At 69.1% G+C, this 16720-nt stretch carries 16 protein-coding genes; 4 read left to right on the top strand and 12 right to left on the bottom strand.

Annotated elements, in window-relative coordinates:
* Positions 1-2315: carbohydrate-binding protein (locus ACYVL2_RS10390; RefSeq protein ID WP_460542918.1), on the top strand; the 2315-nt coding region annotated here is incomplete at its 5' end.
* A 106-nt stretch (positions 2316-2421) separates the two neighbouring features.
* Here the strand turns inward: ACYVL2_RS10390 and ACYVL2_RS10395 are convergent.
* Both ACYVL2_RS10395 and ACYVL2_RS10400 read right to left on the bottom strand, forming a co-directional pair.
* Complete coding sequence (locus ACYVL2_RS10395) at positions 2422-3231, bottom strand: MerR family transcriptional regulator (protein ID WP_460542920.1); 810 nt, start codon at positions 3229-3231, stop codon at positions 2422-2424.
* A 23-nt stretch (positions 3232-3254) separates the two neighbouring features.
* On the bottom strand, positions 3255-3746 hold the full coding sequence (locus ACYVL2_RS10400) for a VOC family protein (RefSeq protein ID WP_460542922.1): 492 nt from the start codon (positions 3744-3746) through the stop codon (positions 3255-3257).
* A 158-nt stretch (positions 3747-3904) separates the two neighbouring features.
* Between ACYVL2_RS10400 and ACYVL2_RS10405 the strand changes: the two genes are divergently transcribed.
* The gene (locus ACYVL2_RS10405) at positions 3905-4117 is read left to right on the top strand and encodes a hypothetical protein (protein ID WP_460542924.1); all 213 of its coding nucleotides are present in this window, start codon (positions 3905-3907) and stop codon (positions 4115-4117) included.
* Here the strand turns inward: ACYVL2_RS10405 and ACYVL2_RS10410 are convergent.
* Entirely contained in the window at positions 4062-5045 is a 984-nt protein-coding gene (locus ACYVL2_RS10410) for an EamA family transporter (RefSeq protein ID WP_460542926.1), read from the bottom strand. The two genes, ACYVL2_RS10405 and ACYVL2_RS10410, sit on opposite strands and share 56 nt — an antisense overlap.
* 71 nt (positions 5046-5116) lie before the next feature.
* On the opposite strand from ACYVL2_RS10410, the gene ACYVL2_RS10415 reads away from it, so the two are divergent.
* Positions 5117-6022, top strand: a complete 906-nt coding sequence (locus ACYVL2_RS10415) for a LysR family transcriptional regulator (RefSeq protein ID WP_460542928.1) — start codon at positions 5117-5119, stop codon at positions 6020-6022.
* Positions 6023-6167: 145 nt separating this feature from the next.
* On the opposite strand, the gene ACYVL2_RS10420 is transcribed toward ACYVL2_RS10415, so the two are convergent.
* The 5 genes from ACYVL2_RS10420 to ACYVL2_RS10440 all read right to left on the bottom strand — a co-directional run bounded on the left by ACYVL2_RS10420 (position 6168) and on the right by ACYVL2_RS10440 (position 11395).
* A complete protein-coding gene (locus ACYVL2_RS10420; RefSeq protein WP_460542930.1) occupies positions 6168-6752 on the bottom strand; it encodes a DinB family protein in 585 nt (194 codons plus the stop codon).
* Positions 6753-6938: 186 nt separating this feature from the next.
* Positions 6939-8609, bottom strand: coding sequence for a copper resistance protein CopC (locus ACYVL2_RS10425; RefSeq protein ID WP_460542932.1), 1671 nt, complete (start codon positions 8607-8609; stop codon positions 6939-6941).
* Positions 8606-9319, bottom strand: a complete 714-nt coding sequence (locus tag ACYVL2_RS10430; RefSeq protein ID WP_460542934.1) for a YcnI family copper-binding membrane protein — start codon at positions 9317-9319, stop codon at positions 8606-8608. The genes ACYVL2_RS10425 and ACYVL2_RS10430 overlap by 4 nt, the downstream gene beginning before the upstream one ends.
* Positions 9320-9483: 164 nt before the next feature.
* The gene (locus ACYVL2_RS10435; RefSeq protein ID WP_460542936.1) at positions 9484-10044 is read right to left on the bottom strand and encodes a hypothetical protein; all 561 of its coding nucleotides are present in this window, start codon (positions 10042-10044) and stop codon (positions 9484-9486) included.
* A 91-nt stretch (positions 10045-10135) separates the two neighbouring features.
* Positions 10136-11395 carry an ABC transporter substrate-binding protein gene (locus ACYVL2_RS10440; protein WP_460542938.1) on the bottom strand — a complete coding sequence of 420 codons (1260 nt, stop codon included), beginning with the start codon at positions 11393-11395 and terminating at the stop codon, positions 10136-10138.
* Positions 11396-11666: 271 nt separating this feature from the next.
* Here ACYVL2_RS10440 and ACYVL2_RS10445 point away from each other — a divergent pair, with 271 nt between their 5' ends.
* Positions 11667-11891 carry a CsbD family protein gene (locus ACYVL2_RS10445; protein WP_460542940.1) on the top strand — a complete coding sequence of 75 codons (225 nt, stop codon included), beginning with the start codon at positions 11667-11669 and terminating at the stop codon, positions 11889-11891.
* An 82-nt stretch (positions 11892-11973) separates the two neighbouring features.
* Here the strand turns inward: ACYVL2_RS10445 and ACYVL2_RS10450 are convergent, their stop codons facing one another.
* From ACYVL2_RS10450 to ACYVL2_RS10465, 4 genes are all read right to left on the bottom strand, one after another.
* Complete coding sequence (locus ACYVL2_RS10450; protein WP_460543160.1) at positions 11974-13014, bottom strand: LCP family protein; 1041 nt, start codon at positions 13012-13014, stop codon at positions 11974-11976.
* Between the two features lie 125 nt (positions 13015-13139).
* Positions 13140-14273 carry an LCP family protein gene (locus tag ACYVL2_RS10455; protein WP_460542942.1) on the bottom strand — a complete coding sequence of 378 codons (1134 nt, stop codon included), beginning with the start codon at positions 14271-14273 and terminating at the stop codon, positions 13140-13142.
* A gap of 141 nt (positions 14274-14414) precedes the next feature.
* Positions 14415-15473, bottom strand: a complete 1059-nt coding sequence (locus ACYVL2_RS10460) for a TFIIB-type zinc ribbon-containing protein (RefSeq protein WP_460542944.1) — start codon at positions 15471-15473, stop codon at positions 14415-14417.
* A gap of 9 nt (positions 15474-15482) precedes the next feature.
* Positions 15483-16586: an SPFH domain-containing protein gene (locus ACYVL2_RS10465; RefSeq protein ID WP_460542946.1), complete on the bottom strand. Its 1104-nt coding sequence runs from the start codon at positions 16584-16586 to the stop codon at positions 15483-15485.
* Positions 16587-16720: the final 134 nt, after the last annotated feature.

Raw genomic sequence — 16720 nt, forward strand, 5'->3', positions numbered from 1 at the left:
TGCTGGGCACCTTCTACACCGACGACATGGGCTACTGGGAGGTGACCGGCAATATCTACGACAACGTGACCTGGTCGAGCGACGGCAGCGACAACCACCCGGCCGGCCCGAACCCGCAGTCCACGACCTCGGTCGACATCCCCTACTCCTTCGACCTCGACGACGCCGGCTGCGTACCGCAGGTCGTCGACCAGACCGCCGGAGCCGGCACCGGCATGCGGGTGTCGGACGGCAACTGCGAGTCGCAGACGCCTTCCCCGGACCCGACCGACCCGACCGACCCCGACCCGACCGACCCGGACCCGACCGACCCGGACCCGACCGACCCGGACCCGACCGACCCGGACCCGACCGAGCCTCCGGACGGCACCAACCTGAGCATCGGGGCCGGCGCCGACGGTTCGAGCAAGGCCAGCGGCACCAGTTACGGCAACGTGGTCGACGGCGACATGGGCACCTACTGGTCGCCGTCCGGCTCGACCGGCCGCATCTCGGTCAAGTGGGACTCCGATCCCACGATCGCCTCGGTCAACATCCGCGAGGCGGCGGGCGCCGAAGGCAACATCGGCTCCTGGGAGCTCGTCGACCACGACGCCGGGACCGTCCTGGCCACCGGCAGCGGCGCGGGCGTCATCAGCTTCTCGCCGACCACGCTCCGCAAGATCAGCTTCCACATCACCAGCTCGAGCGGCACCCCGAGGGTCGCCGAATTCGAGACCTACGCCGGCTCCCCGCCGAACGACGGCGGCGACGGCGACGATGGCAGCGATGACGGCGACGGCAGCGGTTCCGGTTCGGTGCGCATCGAAGCCGAGTCCTCGTCGTCGGCGACCTGCGACGGTGCGATCGAGAGCGAGCACGCCGGCTACTCCGGCAGCGGCTTCTGCAACACCGAGAACACCTCCGGCGTGACCGCCGGATTCACCCTCGACGCCGGCAGCGGCGGCCAGGCGACACTGACCGTCGGGTACGCCAACGGCACGTCGAGCGGCCGCAGCGCGGACCTGGTCGTCAACGGCTCCACGGCGGCCTCGCTCTCGTTCGGGCCGACCGGCGCCTGGACCGGCTGGTCGACCGAGACCACCACCGTGCAGCTCGGCGCCGGGAACAACACGATCCAGCTGGTCGCCACCGGCTCGGCGGGCCTGCCGAACATCGACTACCTCGACTCCTCGATCGGCGGCCCGGGCGACGGCGGCGGCGACGACGGAGGCGGCGACACGCCGCCGCCTTCGGGCGACGAGTTCTTCGTGGCCCCCGGCGGCAGCGACAGCGCCTCCGGCACCGAGTCCGATCCCACGACGCTCACCTCGGCGATCGACCGGATCGAGCCCGGCGGGGCGATCTACATGCGCGGCGGGACCTACCACCTCAGCGACACCGTCCACATCGAGCCGGGGAACGACGGTCTCTCGGGCGACCGCAACGAGCTGTTCGCCTACCCCGGTGAGACGCCGGTGCTGAACTTCTCCGCCCAGAGCGAGGACTCCTCCAACCGGGGCCTCGCGATCGGCGGCGACTGGTGGCACATCAACGGCATCATCGTCGAGCACGCCGGCGACAACGGCATCCTGCTCGGCGGTGACAACAACATCATCGAGCGGGTGACCACGCGGTACAACCACGACACCGGACTCCAGTTGTCGCGGTACACCGCCGGAGCGCCGCGCGAGACGTGGCCGTCGAACAACCTGATCGTGTCCTCGGTCTCACACGACAACGCCGACTCCGACGGCGAGGACGCCGACGGGTTCGCCCCGAAGCTCACCGTCGGGGAAGGGAACGTGTTCCGCTACACCGTGGCCTACAACAACATCGACGACGGCTACGACCTGTACACCAAGTCCGACACCGGCCCGATCGGCGCGGTGACCATCGAGGACTCGCTCTCGTTCGGCAACGGCTCGCTCTCCGACGGCACCGTGAACTCCAGCGGTGACCGCAACGGGTTCAAGCTCGGCGGTGAGGACATCGGCGTCGACCACACCATCGTGGGCAACATCGCGTACGACAACGGCAAGCACGGTTTCACCTACAACCGCAACCTCGGCTCGATGACGGTCGAGAACAACCTGAGCATCGGCAGCGAAGAGCGCAACTACAACTTCGACGGCGGCACGTCGACGTTCCGGAACAACACCTCGTGCGACAGCGGGTCGAACGACCGGATCATCGGCAACGACGCCGGCGGGAACCAGTGGTGGTCCGGCTCGAACGGATCTCGATGCTCGCAGTACTCCGGTTCGCTCAACTGGTACTTCGCCTCTGACGGCCGCCTGGTGGTGACCATCGGCGGCAGCGAGGTGTCCCTGTAACGCTCCGACTCGCAGCCGGATCCGGCAGGAACACGGCCGGCCCGTCCGAACGAAACGGACGGGCCGGCCATGTCATGTCGTCGGCAGACCCGGTGACGGGGACTCCTCACTCCCAGGTCGCGGCCTCGGGGTCGACGCCGTGCCTCCGGGCGTTCGCGAAGATCGCATCGCGCAGCCAGACGGTCAGACCCGGTGCGACCGCGTCGTAGTACTCGGTGAACCCGGACTCGGCGACGTACTTCCGGGCCAGGCAGGCGTGCATCGAGTGCGTGCAGTCGAAGTACGTCGAGATCTGCGCGCGGTGCCGCTCGGCGAGAGCGTTCGCTTCCCCAGTTCCGGGTACGACACCGGCACGCTTGGCGGCGGCGAGGTCGGCCAGCAGCGCTTCCGTATCGGCCGCGACCGCTTTCCAATCCTGCGGCGTCATCTCGGCGGCCCGTTCGGCGTACTGCCGCCACTGCTCGGTGTCGCCCCAGCGCTCCTCCGCCTCCTCGACCCGGGCCGGCTGCCAGTCGTCGCCGAAGATCGCGACCTGCTCTTGCGGAGTCAGCCGGATCCCGCGGGCCGACGCCTCCAACATGCGGTCGACCGCCCCGACCATGTCCCGCAGGCGGTCGATGCGCTCCAGCAGCTGCGATCGCTGTCGACGCAGATGCCGGCGCGCATCGGTGTCGGGGTCGTCGAGGATCCGTCCGATCTCGGCGAGCGGGAACCCCAGCTCCCGGTACACCAGCACCCGGTGGATCCGGGCGACATCGCCGCTCGAATACACCCGGTACCCCGCCCAGGTGCGACTGCTCGGGCACACGAGACCGATCGCGTCCCAGTGGTGCAGGGTCTTCACGCTGACTCCGACGAGCGCTGCCGCCCGGCCCACCGTGAGACCGCCGTCGGTCGCACGGGCATCGCTGGTCATGGAGCCATTGTCCTGCCGGATCCTCATCCGTCGATGAAGTCCAGGCCCATCTCCCGCATCCGGGCGGCCTTCTCGCTGCGCGGATCGAGCCGCAGTCCGGCGGTCATCACGACCCGAGTCCGTTCAGGCGTGATGACCGCAACGTCGACGGTGTTCCACGGCGTCTCCGCCGGTCCGGTCGTGCACCCGGGGACCAGTTCCTCGCAGCGGGCGGCGATCCGGTCGATCTCGTTCGCGACGCACGCGAAGCTGACGCTCATCGCCGGAACCTCGTCGGACCGTTCCCCCGGCACCAAGAGGACGTCCTGGAACGCCCAGCGCCGCAGATGGGCCACCTGCTCCGGTATCGAGAACAGGTCGATGAAGCCGAATCCGCGGATCCAGAAATCCATCGACGCCGCGAAATCATCGGTGGGAAGGCTGACGAACATCGGCATGCCGTAGAACTCGCGGTAGACCTCGGGGGCGACCGCGTCGGGTCCGGGCACGGGCACGGGGCTGGTGAATTCGCTCATGACCCCATCCTCAAGCCTCCGGCCGCGTCAGGGTCAAACCCCGACCGCGAACAACCGACATGAGCCCGGTCACCCCCGATTTTCCGCGCGGGTCGCCGTATTCGGCGGTTCCCCGATCGTCAATCGGGTAGCGGCCATTCGACACGAGGAGGGAGACGATGACCTCGCACAGCAAGGCCCGACCCATTCCCGACGACTACCGCCGCGTCACGCCGACGCTGGTGGTGCGGGAGGCGCCGCCAAGGCACTCGGCCCGTTCGGGCGCGGTTGGGCGGTGGCGACCCACCGGCCCCACCGCCGCGTGCGCGCTCGCGCTCACCGCGAACCCGGCCGAGCAGGCGATCCTGCAGCGGCGTCTCGGCCGGGCTTGAGCTTGGCGTGGCCGGCCACGGCCGGCTGCGGCTTCACCCTCCGAACCCGGTATTCGGGCGCGCCCCTGAAGCGTCCGCTGCCGAGCAGCACGCCGCCGACGACCAGGACGCCGCCCAACGCCTCGAGGGCCGTGACCGTCTCACCCAGCAGCAGCCACGCCGCGGTCATCCCCGCGACCGGCACCAGCATGGAGAACGGGGCCACCACTCCCGCCCGATGGCGCGCCATCAGCCACGTCCACACCCCCGAACCCAATACGGTGGCGATCACGACCGTGTAGAGCAGACCGACCAGAGCGATCAGCGCATCCGGCTGCCCCCAACCGGTCAGCGACTCGGCGATACGCGACGGCCCCTCCACCGCGAACGCCAGCACCAGCATCGGCAGCGGCGGCACCACCGCCATCCACAGCGTCAGATGAAACGGGTTGGCCGCCTTCGCCTGCCGGTTGCAGATGTTGCCGATCGCCCAACCGAGGGCACCCGCGAGCGTCAGCAGGAACGGGATGGCGCTGGCGTGTTCGGCCCGCTGCCAGCCGACCAGAGCGAAGCCGCCGAGCGCGATCAGGATGCCGAAGAGCTGGCGGCCGCTCACCCGCTCGCGCAGGAACGTCGCGCCCAGCAGCATGGTGAACGGCCCGGATGCCTGGAGGACCAGGGAGGCCAGGCCGGCCGGCATCCCGGCGGCCATGCCCCAGTACAGGAACATGAACTGGACGGTGCCGAAACCGAGCCCGTAGCCGATCAGCCAGCGCAGCGGCACGTCGGGGCGGGGGACCAGCAGTATCGTCGGGACGGCGATCAGAGCGAAGCGGAACGCGACCAGGAACATCGGCGGGAAGTGCTGGAGCGAGGCGTCGATGGCGATGAAGTTGAGGCCCCACATGAGAGCGACGGCCATGGCGAGCAGCACGTGACGGAATGGCATGGGCTCATCATGAGCGCTCGGATCCTAAAGCACAATTGAAAAATACTAAATGCACTATGTAGCATCGCTACATGGACGTGCGGCACCTCGAACTGCTCCGCGAGCTGGCCCTGCGCGGCAGCGTCACCGCGGTGTCCCGGGCGACGCATCGGACGCCATCGGCGGTCTCGCAGCAGCTCAAGGCGGCCGGACGCGAGTTCGGCATGGCCCTGGTGGAGCCGTCGGGCCGCGGGCTTCGCCTGACCGAGGCGGGCCGGCTGCTGGCCGAAGGCGGGGAGGAGATCGCGACGGTCGTCGAGCAGATCCAGGCCCGGTGGGACCGGTTCCGCGGCGAACCCTCCGGCACCGTCAGCGTCGCCGCCCTGCCCAGCGCCGCGACGTTCCTGTTCGCCGACGTGATGCGACGCCTCGAACCGACCGCGATCACACTGCAGTGCGGTGACGCCGACATCGCCGAAGCCGGATTCGCGGAACTGGCCGTGGACCACGACATCGTGATCGCCCACAGCTTCACCACTGCGCGCCCTGCCGGCGCCGGAACCCTCACGGTCGTCCCCCTGGCGCTCGAACCGCTCGACATCGCCATGGCGGCCGACCACCCGCTGGCGGCCCAGGACGCCGTGCGCCCCGAGGATTTGGCCGCCTGGGAATGGATCGGCGTGCCGCACGGTTACCCGTTCAACTCCGTGATCGAGTCGATCGAGCGGTTCACCGGTGTCGAAATGGCCGTGGCGCAACGGCTCCGCGACAACCGACTCGTCGAGTCCCTGGTGGCGCGAAGCCGCAGGATCGCCGTCCTCCCGCGGTTCACCACCCCGACCGGCGGCGGACTCGTCCTGCGCGAGCTCACCGGCATCCCCTCGAGGAGGCACATCTCGGCGATGGTGCGCCCCGACAAGGCCGAGCGGCTGGCGGTGCAGCAGGTCCTCGACGCCTTCCGCCAGGTCGCCGGCGAAGTGGAACGGCGCCACCGGTGACGGGAAATGCCGCCTCGACGGACGGAGCCCCCGACCCGCACCGCGAAATCACTCGGCCCTGATGTACGAGGCGAGGGCTGAAACGGTTCGGGGAAGTCCGTCGCACGGAAGCGGTCCTCCGAGCGCGCGGGGAACCGGAACGGGTCTAAGGGCGCCAGGCGGGGTCGCGGCCGGTGATGCCGATGAGCCGCTCCTGCGGTGAAGCGTCGTCCGGGACCGGGACGACGGGGCCGAAGACGCCCTCGCGGGCGGCCTGGTCGTCGGCATCGTGACCGTTGAACTCCAGCAGCGCGTCGACGACGTCGGCGGGGATGTCGAATCCCTGGCCGGTGGAACGGGCCAGGTCCCAGCCGTGTATGGCGACCTCGTTGAGGGCGACCATGCCGGCGACCTCGGCGGGCATGGTCACCCCGCCGGCCGTCGCCTCGCCGACCCAGGCCTCCGGTGCCCTCCATGCCTCGGCCAGCGCGGCCAGCCGCTCCTCCAGCACCGATCGCCAGCGCGGATCGACCGCCGTCGTCGGCGACGGCGGGGTATCGGTGTGCGGTCCGCGTTCTTTCTTCGCCGCGCCGGTGAACGCGGTGGCGAACCCGATCGCATGGGTCAGCATCCCGCCGACCGTGTAGTCCTCGCACGGCGTGGGGCCGGACAGCTGCTCGTCGTCGATGCCGTCGAGCAGTGCCGAGAACCGGGCGGTGACGGTGCTGAAGTCGATGATGGCGTCGGTCATTGGTGTGCCTCGTCTCGATCGGAGTGCCTCTCCCGGTTACGACGACGCGGGGCCTCGGGATTCATCGCCGCACGCCGATCGGGCCGGGCCGCTCCTGGTTCGTGCGGATTTTGGCTCGATCTACTCGTCCCAGGTCCATGCGGCACTGTCGACCTCTATGGCGGCGAATGGCGACTCCTGACCCGCTCAAGCGATGTCGGCGGTGATGGTGGCGGTGCGGTGTTCGAACTCCGAGACGCGGACGTGGATCTCGATCTCCCAGCGGCCCGGCAGCGGCAGGTCCAGTTCGGTCTCGTATCCGCCGCCCGGATCGACGGCCGTCTCAGCCGTGATCGGTCCGAAGTCCTGTTCGGGAAGGGACGCCTCTACGATCGGGTCCTCCAGCGGCTCCATGGGCAGCCCCTCGTGGTCGACCAGTTCGAAGGCGAGGGTGTTGCTCCCGGTCGTCGCCGGTGACAGGACCGCTCGCAGTTCGCCGTTCCCGAGGTCGTGCCGCTCGGTGACGGTCGCCGCTCGCGTCGCCGGCACTGGGGCGCCGGGGTCGAGGTGCACCAGCGTCGCGGTCACTCCGATCGCCAGTGCCACGGCGGCGGCCTCGGCGATCAGGACGCGGCTGAGCCGCCGCAGTCCGTCTCGGCGGCCCGAATCGCGACGGATCGACGGTACCAGCCGGAACCGGTTCCAGGCCGCCAAAGCGATCGCCATCGCGACCAAGCCGAGTTTGACCAGCAGCAGCCGGCCGTGGTCCGATTCGAAGAAGCCTTCCCATTCGCGGTGGATCAGCACGGCCATGGCCACGCCGCTCGCCCCCAGCAGGGCCACGGTGAATCCGGCCCATGCCGAGAACCTGGCCACGACCGTCGCCGGACCGGTCGCATCGGCGCCCTCGTCTCCGTGTCGGGCCCGGCGCAGCAGCACGACCAGGCCGACCAGCCCGCCGGTCCAGACCGCGGCGGTGGACAGGTGCACCACGTCGGCTCCGGCCATGAGCCAGCGCGGGCCGAACAGCATGGAATGTCCTACGAGGACCGGCGCGGCGGTCGCCACCGCCGCCGACACGAGCGCCACCGAGGCCGTCCAAGTGCTTCGACCGCGGGTGAAGCACCAGTAGGCCGCGCCGACCCCTATCGATGTGAGCGCCATGATCGCGGCCGTCTTCGCCTGAACGGCGGGGCTCCATGCGCCGACGTCGGCGATCCGGCTCAGTGGCAGGCCCGATAGCGCGAGCGCGTCGAGCGGGACGGCCGCTGCGGCGGCGATGATCGCGATCGCGCCCGAGGCGCGCAGGATCCGGTGCCGCTCTCGCCCGGGCCACAGGCCGCGAGCGATGACGACCTTGAAGAACAGGAAACCGGCGAACACCAGCAGGCCCAGGTAGTGAAGGGCGCCGACGGCCATGAGCGCGGTCCGGTCGCTCTCATCGTGCTCTTGCCGCCCGGCCGGTTCCGGTGCCGCCGCGCCGGCTCCGACCGCGAAGGCGACCACGCCGGCGATCGGGTGGGCGTCGCTCGAGATCACCCGCCAACTCAGGGCGTACTGCCCGTCGGCCAGGTCCGGTGGCACGGCGACGACCACGTCGTGGTCGGTGGCGGTCGCTTCGACCGGATGGTCGCGGCCGTCTTGGTCCACCAGCCGCATCGCCTCGGCCACCGGCTGGACGGTCTCGTTGAACCGCAGTGTGACCTCGCTCGGCGCCTGGTCGAGCACGGCGCCGTTCTCGGGGTCGGTGCCCAGCAGTGACGCGTGCGCCTGCGCGGCCGAGGCCGGCAGCAGCGTCAGCAGCACCGCCGCCAGGGCGAGCAGCGCCTCGAGAACCGGCGCTGCTCGCCCCCGGCGGGGTTCGCGGTGCGCGATCACGACGACCGGCGTCCTCGGAGCAGTCCGACGGCGCCGAGCAGCACGCCCGCAGCGCCCAAGGCGAGCGCGACATACGTGAGCGCCCCGGTCGACGGTGCTTCCGCTTCGGCGGTGTCGGCGGCCGGTTCGGCCGCGGCCTCGCCTGCGTCTGCGGCCGCGTCGGCGGCCGTCACCTCGATGAACGGCGCAGGCTCGTCGAGTTCGTCGGGGTCCTGTCCCTCTTCGGCGATCTGGATCCAGGCGTGCTCGCCTTCCGGGCAGGTCTGGACGACCGGGAAGTAGAGCGTCTGACCGGCGGTCTCCTCGGGCAGGCGCAGCGAGAGCTCGAACGTGTCGCGGTAGCCGTCGGGCAGCGGGTCGATCGCGGTGTAGACGACTTGGCCGACCCGTTCGGTGACCTCGTTGCCGTGGCTGTCGGTGACCGGCTCGTCCAGGGTCGTGTCGACTTTCTCGATCTCCCAGCCGGCGTTGACGGTCGGCGACACCGACAGGATCGGTTCGGGGATCTGGATGGCGACTTCGGTGGTCGGTTGGTCCTCGCAGCCGTGGCCGATGCTGAAGGTCAGGACCGTGTACGTTCCGGCGACGGCGTTGTCGGTCTTGACGGTGGCGTGGGCGGAGGCCGGAGCGGACATGCCGGCGACCGCCGCGGCGGCGGCGAGGCCGACGACGGCGGTTCGGGCGAGGAGGCGTTTGGTGGTGCGGTGCATGGTGATTCCTTGTTCTCGGGAGAAGGTGATGGGCCGCGTGGGCCCGTGCTGGCGGGAGCCGGAACACCGTCGAGACATTGGTGGCCGCGCTCCCATAATCTCATATATCGAAATTTATCGATATAAGATCGAGTTCGGCTGCAGTGCCCGGCCGACGGCCGGGTTCAGAGGGAGGCCGCAGCGAACGCGGGAGGACCGCGCAGCGGATGGATCGCGGCCAGCGCCGCGGAGTGAGGGCCGGGCAGGTCCCGCCACGGCGGTCGAGCGGCCCGGCGCGGCCTCGGTCGCGGGGCGCCGAGGCGCAGCGGGAGCACCAGGGCCGCGAACGCGGCGGACAGCAGGTCGAGGAAGACCGCGAGCGCCGTTTCGCTGCGGTGGAGCCACACCGCCGTCACCGCGATGGCCGCCAGGTGGACCAGGATCATGCCCGGTGAGGGCAGCAGATGTCCCGGATGGACGGCGAGCACTGCGAAGGACGGCAGGTTGAACAGGAAGTGCAGCAGCACTTGGGCGACCGCGCAGCAGACGACGATGACCGGAAGGCCCCGCTGCCGTCGTCCGACGACGAACGCGAGCGCGCTGAGCGCACCGATGGCCGCCATCGTCTCCGGTCCGCGGTGCAGGTGCCCGCCGGCGACAACGTGGAGCAGCGCCGATACGGCCACCGACGCGACGCCGAAGACGCCCGCGCGCAGCAGCCGGAACGGCACCAAGCCCACATGCACACTGAAATACTCTCACGCCGGGACAAACGGGCGGCGGGGAGGTTCTCGAGGCGAAACGCCCGCGCAGCCGACCACCGACACGCGCGCGGCCTCACGAGCTGGGGATGCCCTCGTTCTTCAGCGGCACCGGGTCGGCCTCGACCGGCGTCACCTGGCCGGCGGCGACGCTGTAGGTCGCGTTGACGTAGTCCTGCTCGCCGCCCTGGACCACCGCGATGCCGACGGTGCGGTACCCGGCGTGGTCGCGGTCGCTGTACGTCAGCGGCACGATGCCGTTGCCGAGCAGTCGACCGGATTCGACGGCTTCGAGCAGCGACTCGCGGGTGGGGTCCTCGCCGGCGGCGGCGAGGGCCTCGGAGAACAGGTAGCCGACGCTCATGCCCAGCACGGTGTTGCCGGTGAACGGCGCGCCGTCGTTGTAGTCCTCGTTGATCTGCCGGAACAGCTTCGACCATTCGCTGTCGGGGCTGAACGGCAGGTAGTTGACGCTCACCAGGCCCTCCAGGAGCGGGGCCATCTCCTCGCCCATGTAGCCGACGAGGGTGGGGTAGTCCCCGCCGGGCGAGGAGACGTACCACTGCGGGAACCACTCCATCTGCGCGGCCGTGCCGACCGCCAGCGCGGTGAAGCCGTTGATGGTGCCGAGGATGTTGACCTCGCACTCGGCCTGCATCATCTTGCCGATCTGCAGGCTCAGGTCCTGGCTCGAGGTCAGGTAGAACTGGATCTCGGTGATGGCGTTGCCGCCGACGACCGTCTCGACGCCCTCGAGGATGCCCTCGCCGTAGTCGTCCTGCTGTCCCAGCACGCAGGTCTTCGCGCCCGGGTGCTGGTCGACCGCGTATTGAGCCAAGGCCGCGCCCTCGGTCACGTAGTCGGCGTTGAAGCCGAACGTGTTCGGATACGCGCCCGGCTGGTTCCACGTCAGCGACCCCGAGGAGACGAACAGGTCCGGGACGTTCTGCTGGTCGAGATAGTCCAGCACCGAGGCGTGCGTGGGAGTGCCCAGGCCGTTGACGACGGCGAAGACCTCGTCCTCGCTCACCAGCTCGCGGACCGCGTCCTGCGTCTGGAAGGGGTCGTACGCGTCGTCTTTGACGATGTACTCGATGCTGCGGCCGTGGATGCCGCCGTTGTCGTTGACGTACTCGAAGTAGGCGCTGGTGGCGGCGGAGATGGTGGAGTAGCCGGCCGCGGCCGAGCCGGTCAGCGGCTGGTGCGTGCCGATGATCACAGCCTCGTCGGTGACGCCGGGGGTCCCCTCCTCGCCGGGCGTACTGCAGGCGGCGAGACCGAACGTCGCCGCCGCCGTCACGGCGGCGACGGTCGCTTTCCTTGCGGGGGTGCGCATTCCGATCACCTCTCCGTGGTCGTGGATGCCTGACTCGGGTTACCGGTCGGTAAACCTGCGCGCTGCGGAATAGTACGCGAATCCTCGCGAATCCGCACCAGCCGAGCCCTGTCGCGCACGATCGTTACGAGCGAGCGAACCAGTCGTCATCGACCATGCGCACACCGTGAGCATGGGTCCGACTCCAGACGCCGGCCGCCGCCGAGGCATGAGCCCGGCCCCTGCGGGTACACCCGGTCCAGATCATCGTCATTCGAAGGAGGATGAGCAGATGGGTGCCATGGACAAGGCCAAGGACAAGGCCCAGCAGGCGTTCGGCAAAGCCAAAGAGCGCATGGGCGAGGCCGCCGACGACGAGGACCTGAAGAACTCCGGCAAGCGCGACCAGCTGGAGGGCGAGGCCAAGGAAGCCGGCAGAGACCTCAAGGACAAGGCCGCCGGGACCGCCCACGACGCCAAGGAGCGCTGGCAGGACGACGACTCGGAGAACCGTTGAGCACTGCCTGACAGACGTTGAGGCGGGGCGGAGCCGACCGGCTCCGCCCCGCCTCGGTCATACACGGTTTCCTGGTTTGGTCTCAGGTGCCTGATTTGACCCATTCCGGGTATTCGAGCATCCACTGGTCCAGCGTGTCGGTGCGCACGGCCTCCCACAGCGCGTCGGCCGCGATCTGCTGCTCGCCCGCGTGGATCTGGACGACCGAGAGCTCCTTGCCATTGTGATCGATCGGCCCGGCGGTCGAGGGCACCTGAATCGAGTCGATGCCGTCGGGCGAGAGATCCCGCAGGTTCGTCACCAGGTCGACGACGGTCAGGCCGTCCGGCAGGTCGAGGCTCAGCGAGCTGCCGAAGCCTTCGAGCAGGTCGGTCAGCTTGCCCGGGTCCTTGTGGAAGCCCTGCGCCTTGGCCTCCTTGAGCAGCGACTTGATCGCCTGCTGCTGCATCTTCTGGCGCCCGAAGTCCCCGCCCCAGCCGTTCTCCCAGTCCTCCGGATACTCCCAGTTCCCCCAGCCCTTGCGCTGGCGGACGAGATCGAGCGCGTCCTCCTTGCCGTAGTAGGCGCACTCGCCGGGGAAGGTCTTGTCGGTGTGGATCGAGGTGATCTCGTGCGGCGGGCACAACTCGATCTGCCCGACCAAGTCGACCAGTTCCAGGAAACCCTCGAAGTCCGCCGTCGCCCCCATGTGGAACCGCACGCCGGTCAAGTCGTAGATCGTCGACACCACGTTCGCGCGACTGACCTCCCAGTCGTCGCTGATCGAGGCGGCGTGGTTGATCTTGAAGGTGCAGGGGTTGTCGCCCCAGTCCGGGCCGCAGTCGGGGATGTCCACCCACAGATCGCGCGGCAGCGAGATCATCGTCGCGTCGGTCAGGTCCTTGTTGACGTGCACCATGATCATCGTGTCGGAGCGGGTCGTGCCGCCCTGCTCGTCCACGCCGAGCACGAGGATGTCCAGCGGGCCCTCCAGCTTCGCCGGCTCGGAGGTGTCCAGATCGGCCTGGTGCTCACCGAGGAAGTTCTCCTCCTCGACGGCGTTGTTGGCCGTCGTCAGCCCGTACTGGGCCACCGCCGCCGCGCCTCCCGACACGACCATCGTCAATCCGCCGGCGTACAACATCACGTGCGCCCACCAAGGCGCATGCGGCTTCACCGCCATCAGGTCTCCAACTTACGGGGCAAACGTTTCACGTAATGTTCAACGCGCTGAGTCCCGTCGGAGGTTGCATCCGCACGCCGATCGGCTCAGTCCGACGCCGCTTCGGTGTCGTCGGCCGTCGCGGTCTCACTGGCCGTGGCCGTCGGCGCACCGCAATCGGGCGCCTTGTCGCCGCTGGTCCACTCCGGATACTGGCAGATCCACTCGCCGATGGTGTCGTTGTTGATCGCCTCGTACAGCGCCTGAGCCGCGATCTGCTCCTCGCCCTCGTGAGTGACCACGTAGGAAGTGCCGTTGATCTCATCGGCCGTCGACGGCACCCCGATCGAGATCATCGAATTCGGATCCAGGTCGGCCATCTGCGTGATCATGTCGGTCAGCTTGTACGGGCCCAAATCGATCGTGAGCGCCTCACCGAAACTGTTGAGCAGGCTCACGGCCTTGGTCGGGTCCTTGTGGTAACCCTGCGCCTTCGCCTCCACCAGCAACTGCTTGATCGCGTGCTGCTGCATCTTCTGGCGTCCGAAATCGCCCCACGTGCCGTTCTCGTAGTCCTCCGGCCAGTCCCACACGTAACGCTGGCGCACGATGTCGAGCGCCTCGTCCTTGTCGTAGTCGTTGCAGCCCTCGGGATAGGTCTGGTACGTGTGGATCGAGGTGATCTCGTGCCACAGGCACAGCTCGATCGTCCCCAGCTCCTCGACCAGATCCAGAAAGCCCTCGAAGTTCGCGATAGCGCCGCCGTCGAACTGGACCCCCGTCAAATGCGTGACCGCCTCGGCGGTGTTCTGGAACGCCAGACCCCAGTCCTCGTGCGAGGCGAACGCCTCGGTCAGCTTCGTCTCGCACGACGGATTGCAGCTGGGAATCTCCACCAGCAGGTCCCGAGGCAGCGAGATCAGGCTGATCTCGGTCAGGTCCTTGTTGACGTGCACGATGATGTCGGCGTCGGTGCGGGCCAGCCCCGCCGCGCCGACGCGCTCGTCGGTGCCCAGGACCAGGAAGTTCAGCGGGCCCTCGATGTTGTCGTCCTCGGCCTCGACGCGCTGGTCGCCCAGGAGGTCGTCGGTCCGCACCGAGTCGTTGACCAGATGGACGCTCACCTGCGTGGCGACCGCCCCGCCCCCGGCGACGACCATCACCAACGCACCGACGACGACCATGGCCTTCGCCCACCACGGCGACGAGGCCTTCGCCGCGTGCTTCATCGGCTCGCTCACAGCTGCTACTCCCAGGGGATCATCGGTTCCTCTACCGGCTACACGCGGGGCGGATCATCGGGGTTGCGCTACCGGCACCATAGAACATACCCGGCCGCCACACCCAGTGAACAGGGCTCACATGGGGCGACGGCTCCCGGCTCACCGATTCGCGAAGAAGTAGACGACCGCCGCCACGATCAGACCCAAAGCCACCGCGAACGCGATCTTCCACGGGCTCCACGGCCGCTCGCCGGTCACCCGACCGGTCTGGCCGCTCACCAGCACCTGCCACGACCGGTTCGCGAACAGGTACACCACCAGCCACACCGGCAACAGCAGCAGCTTGTAACGCAGATTCGAGTACGTCGTATCGATCGAGTGGACCCGCTGCTCGTCGCCGCCGATGTCACGACGCACGTCCCGATGGATCTGCGCCTCCATCTTCTGCTTCGCCATCGACAGCCCCGTCTCGGGCTCGATGTCATAGCGCTGCGAATGATGGCCGGCCAGGAACTCCGGCTGGTACGCCAGCGCCTGCCCGGTCGGCCAGTCCCCGCTCAGGTCGTCGAGCCAGCGGTGCGAGACGTGCGTGGTCGCCGGCACCACCACGTCGTCGAACGAGCGCTCGACCCGCCCGCGCACCGGCGACCACCTGGTGCGCCGCTGACGGTTCCCGTTGGAGTCGGTCACGTAGTAGTGCACGCCGCGCTGGCCGGTGTACCGCGATTCGGTCTCGGCGTCCCACGTCCAGTGCGGCAGATACGTCGATTTGAGCGACTCGGCCTCGTCGACGTGCTTGAACCGGTTCGGCGCGAACCAGCGGCTGCGCACCCAGTCGCGCAGCGCCTGGCGTGCCGCCGCCCGGTCGATCTGGAACGGCAGCACTCCTTCGGGCGGCACCAGGTCGGGGTTGAACTCGTCGACCACGACCGGGGCGGCGCAGAACTGGCACACGTCCGACCAGGCGTCGGACTCGGTGTGGGCGCCGCACTGAGTGCACACGAACAGGTTCGGCGCGACCTGGTCGCGGGTGCGCCTGGGCTTGGCGGCCAGCGCCGCCCACTCGCGTTCGACCACGCGGCGCCGTTCGAGCTCGATGTGCTGCTCGGTGCCGCAGTACGGGCAGGTGAGGGCGCTGGCGCCGGGGGAGAACTCGAGCTGGGCGCCGCAGCTCGTACAGGGGTAGGTCTGGTGGCCGGCAGAGGTCTGTTCGGACACGTCGGGCTCCTATTGCGGGGGCAGGGGCGGGGGCATGGACGAGAACAGGCTCGCCAGTTCGGGGATCTCGCCGGCGGGCTTCCAGGAGTCCTGGCCGGCCTTCCAGGCGAGGGTCTCGCGGGTCAGTTCGCCGGAGGCGGCCTGCCGGCGGAGCGCGGCCTGGTCGAACGGCCCCGCCTGCCGCCCGCCGATGCCGAGGTACCACTCGGCCTGGTTCGGCAGCGGCGGCGGGGCCGCGGCCGGCTGCTGCTGGGGCTGCTGTTGCCGCTGGTTCATCTGGTTGGCCATCTGGTTGCCCATGGCCATGCCGGCGCCCAGGCCGAGGCCCTCGGAGGCGCCGCCGCCGTGCTTGGCCGACTCCTCGAGCGCGTTCGCGGCCTGGAACTGGGTGTAGGAGCCCAGGTCCCCGACCACGCCCATCGAGGTGCGCTTGTCGATCGCCGCCTCGACCTCCTTGGGCATGGAGATGTTCGAGATGGTGAACGAGGGCACGTCCAGTCCGAGCGCGGTGAGCTGCTCGGCGACCTTGCCGCGCAGCTGCTCGCCGAGGCGGTCCTGGTGGATCGCCATGTCGAGCACCGGCACGCCGGCCGAGGCGATCGCGGGGGCGAAGGCTCCGGCGACCTTCTCGCGCAGCCAGGTCTCGATCTCCTCGGTGCGGAACAAGGCGTCGGTGCCGGCGGCCTCGCGCAGCAGCGTGGCCGGGTCGATCACGCGGACGCTGTAGGCGCCGAAGGCGCGGATGCGCACCGGGCCGAACTCGGGGTCGCGCACCAGCACGGGGTTCTTGGTGCCCCATTTGAAATCGGTGAACTGCCGGGAGGTCACGAAGTACACCTCGGCCTTGAACGGCGAGTTGAATCCGTGCCGCCAGCCTTTGAGGGTCGAGAGGATCGGCAGGTTCTGCGTCTCCAAGGTGTAGGTGCCGGGGCCGAACACGTCGGCCAGCTGGCCCTCGTTGATGAACACGGCCGTCTGCGACTCGCGCACGACCAAGCGTGCGCCCATTTTGATCTCGTTGTTATAGCGTGGGAAGCGCCAGACCATGGTGTCTCGCGAGTCGTCGAGCCATTCGATGATGTCGACGAATTCGCCGCGGAGTTTCGAGAACAAGGTCTCCACACCTTCCAGGTAGCTTGGGCGGGCTGGTCTCACTTTAACGCCGTCGCGCACCACGCGTGGTCCGGCGACCGTCGGTCCCGTTCCGTCAAGGCCGCGACCGGCGAGGACTCGGCTTCGGAGCCATC

Source organism: Glycomyces halotolerans (assembly GCF_054779575.1).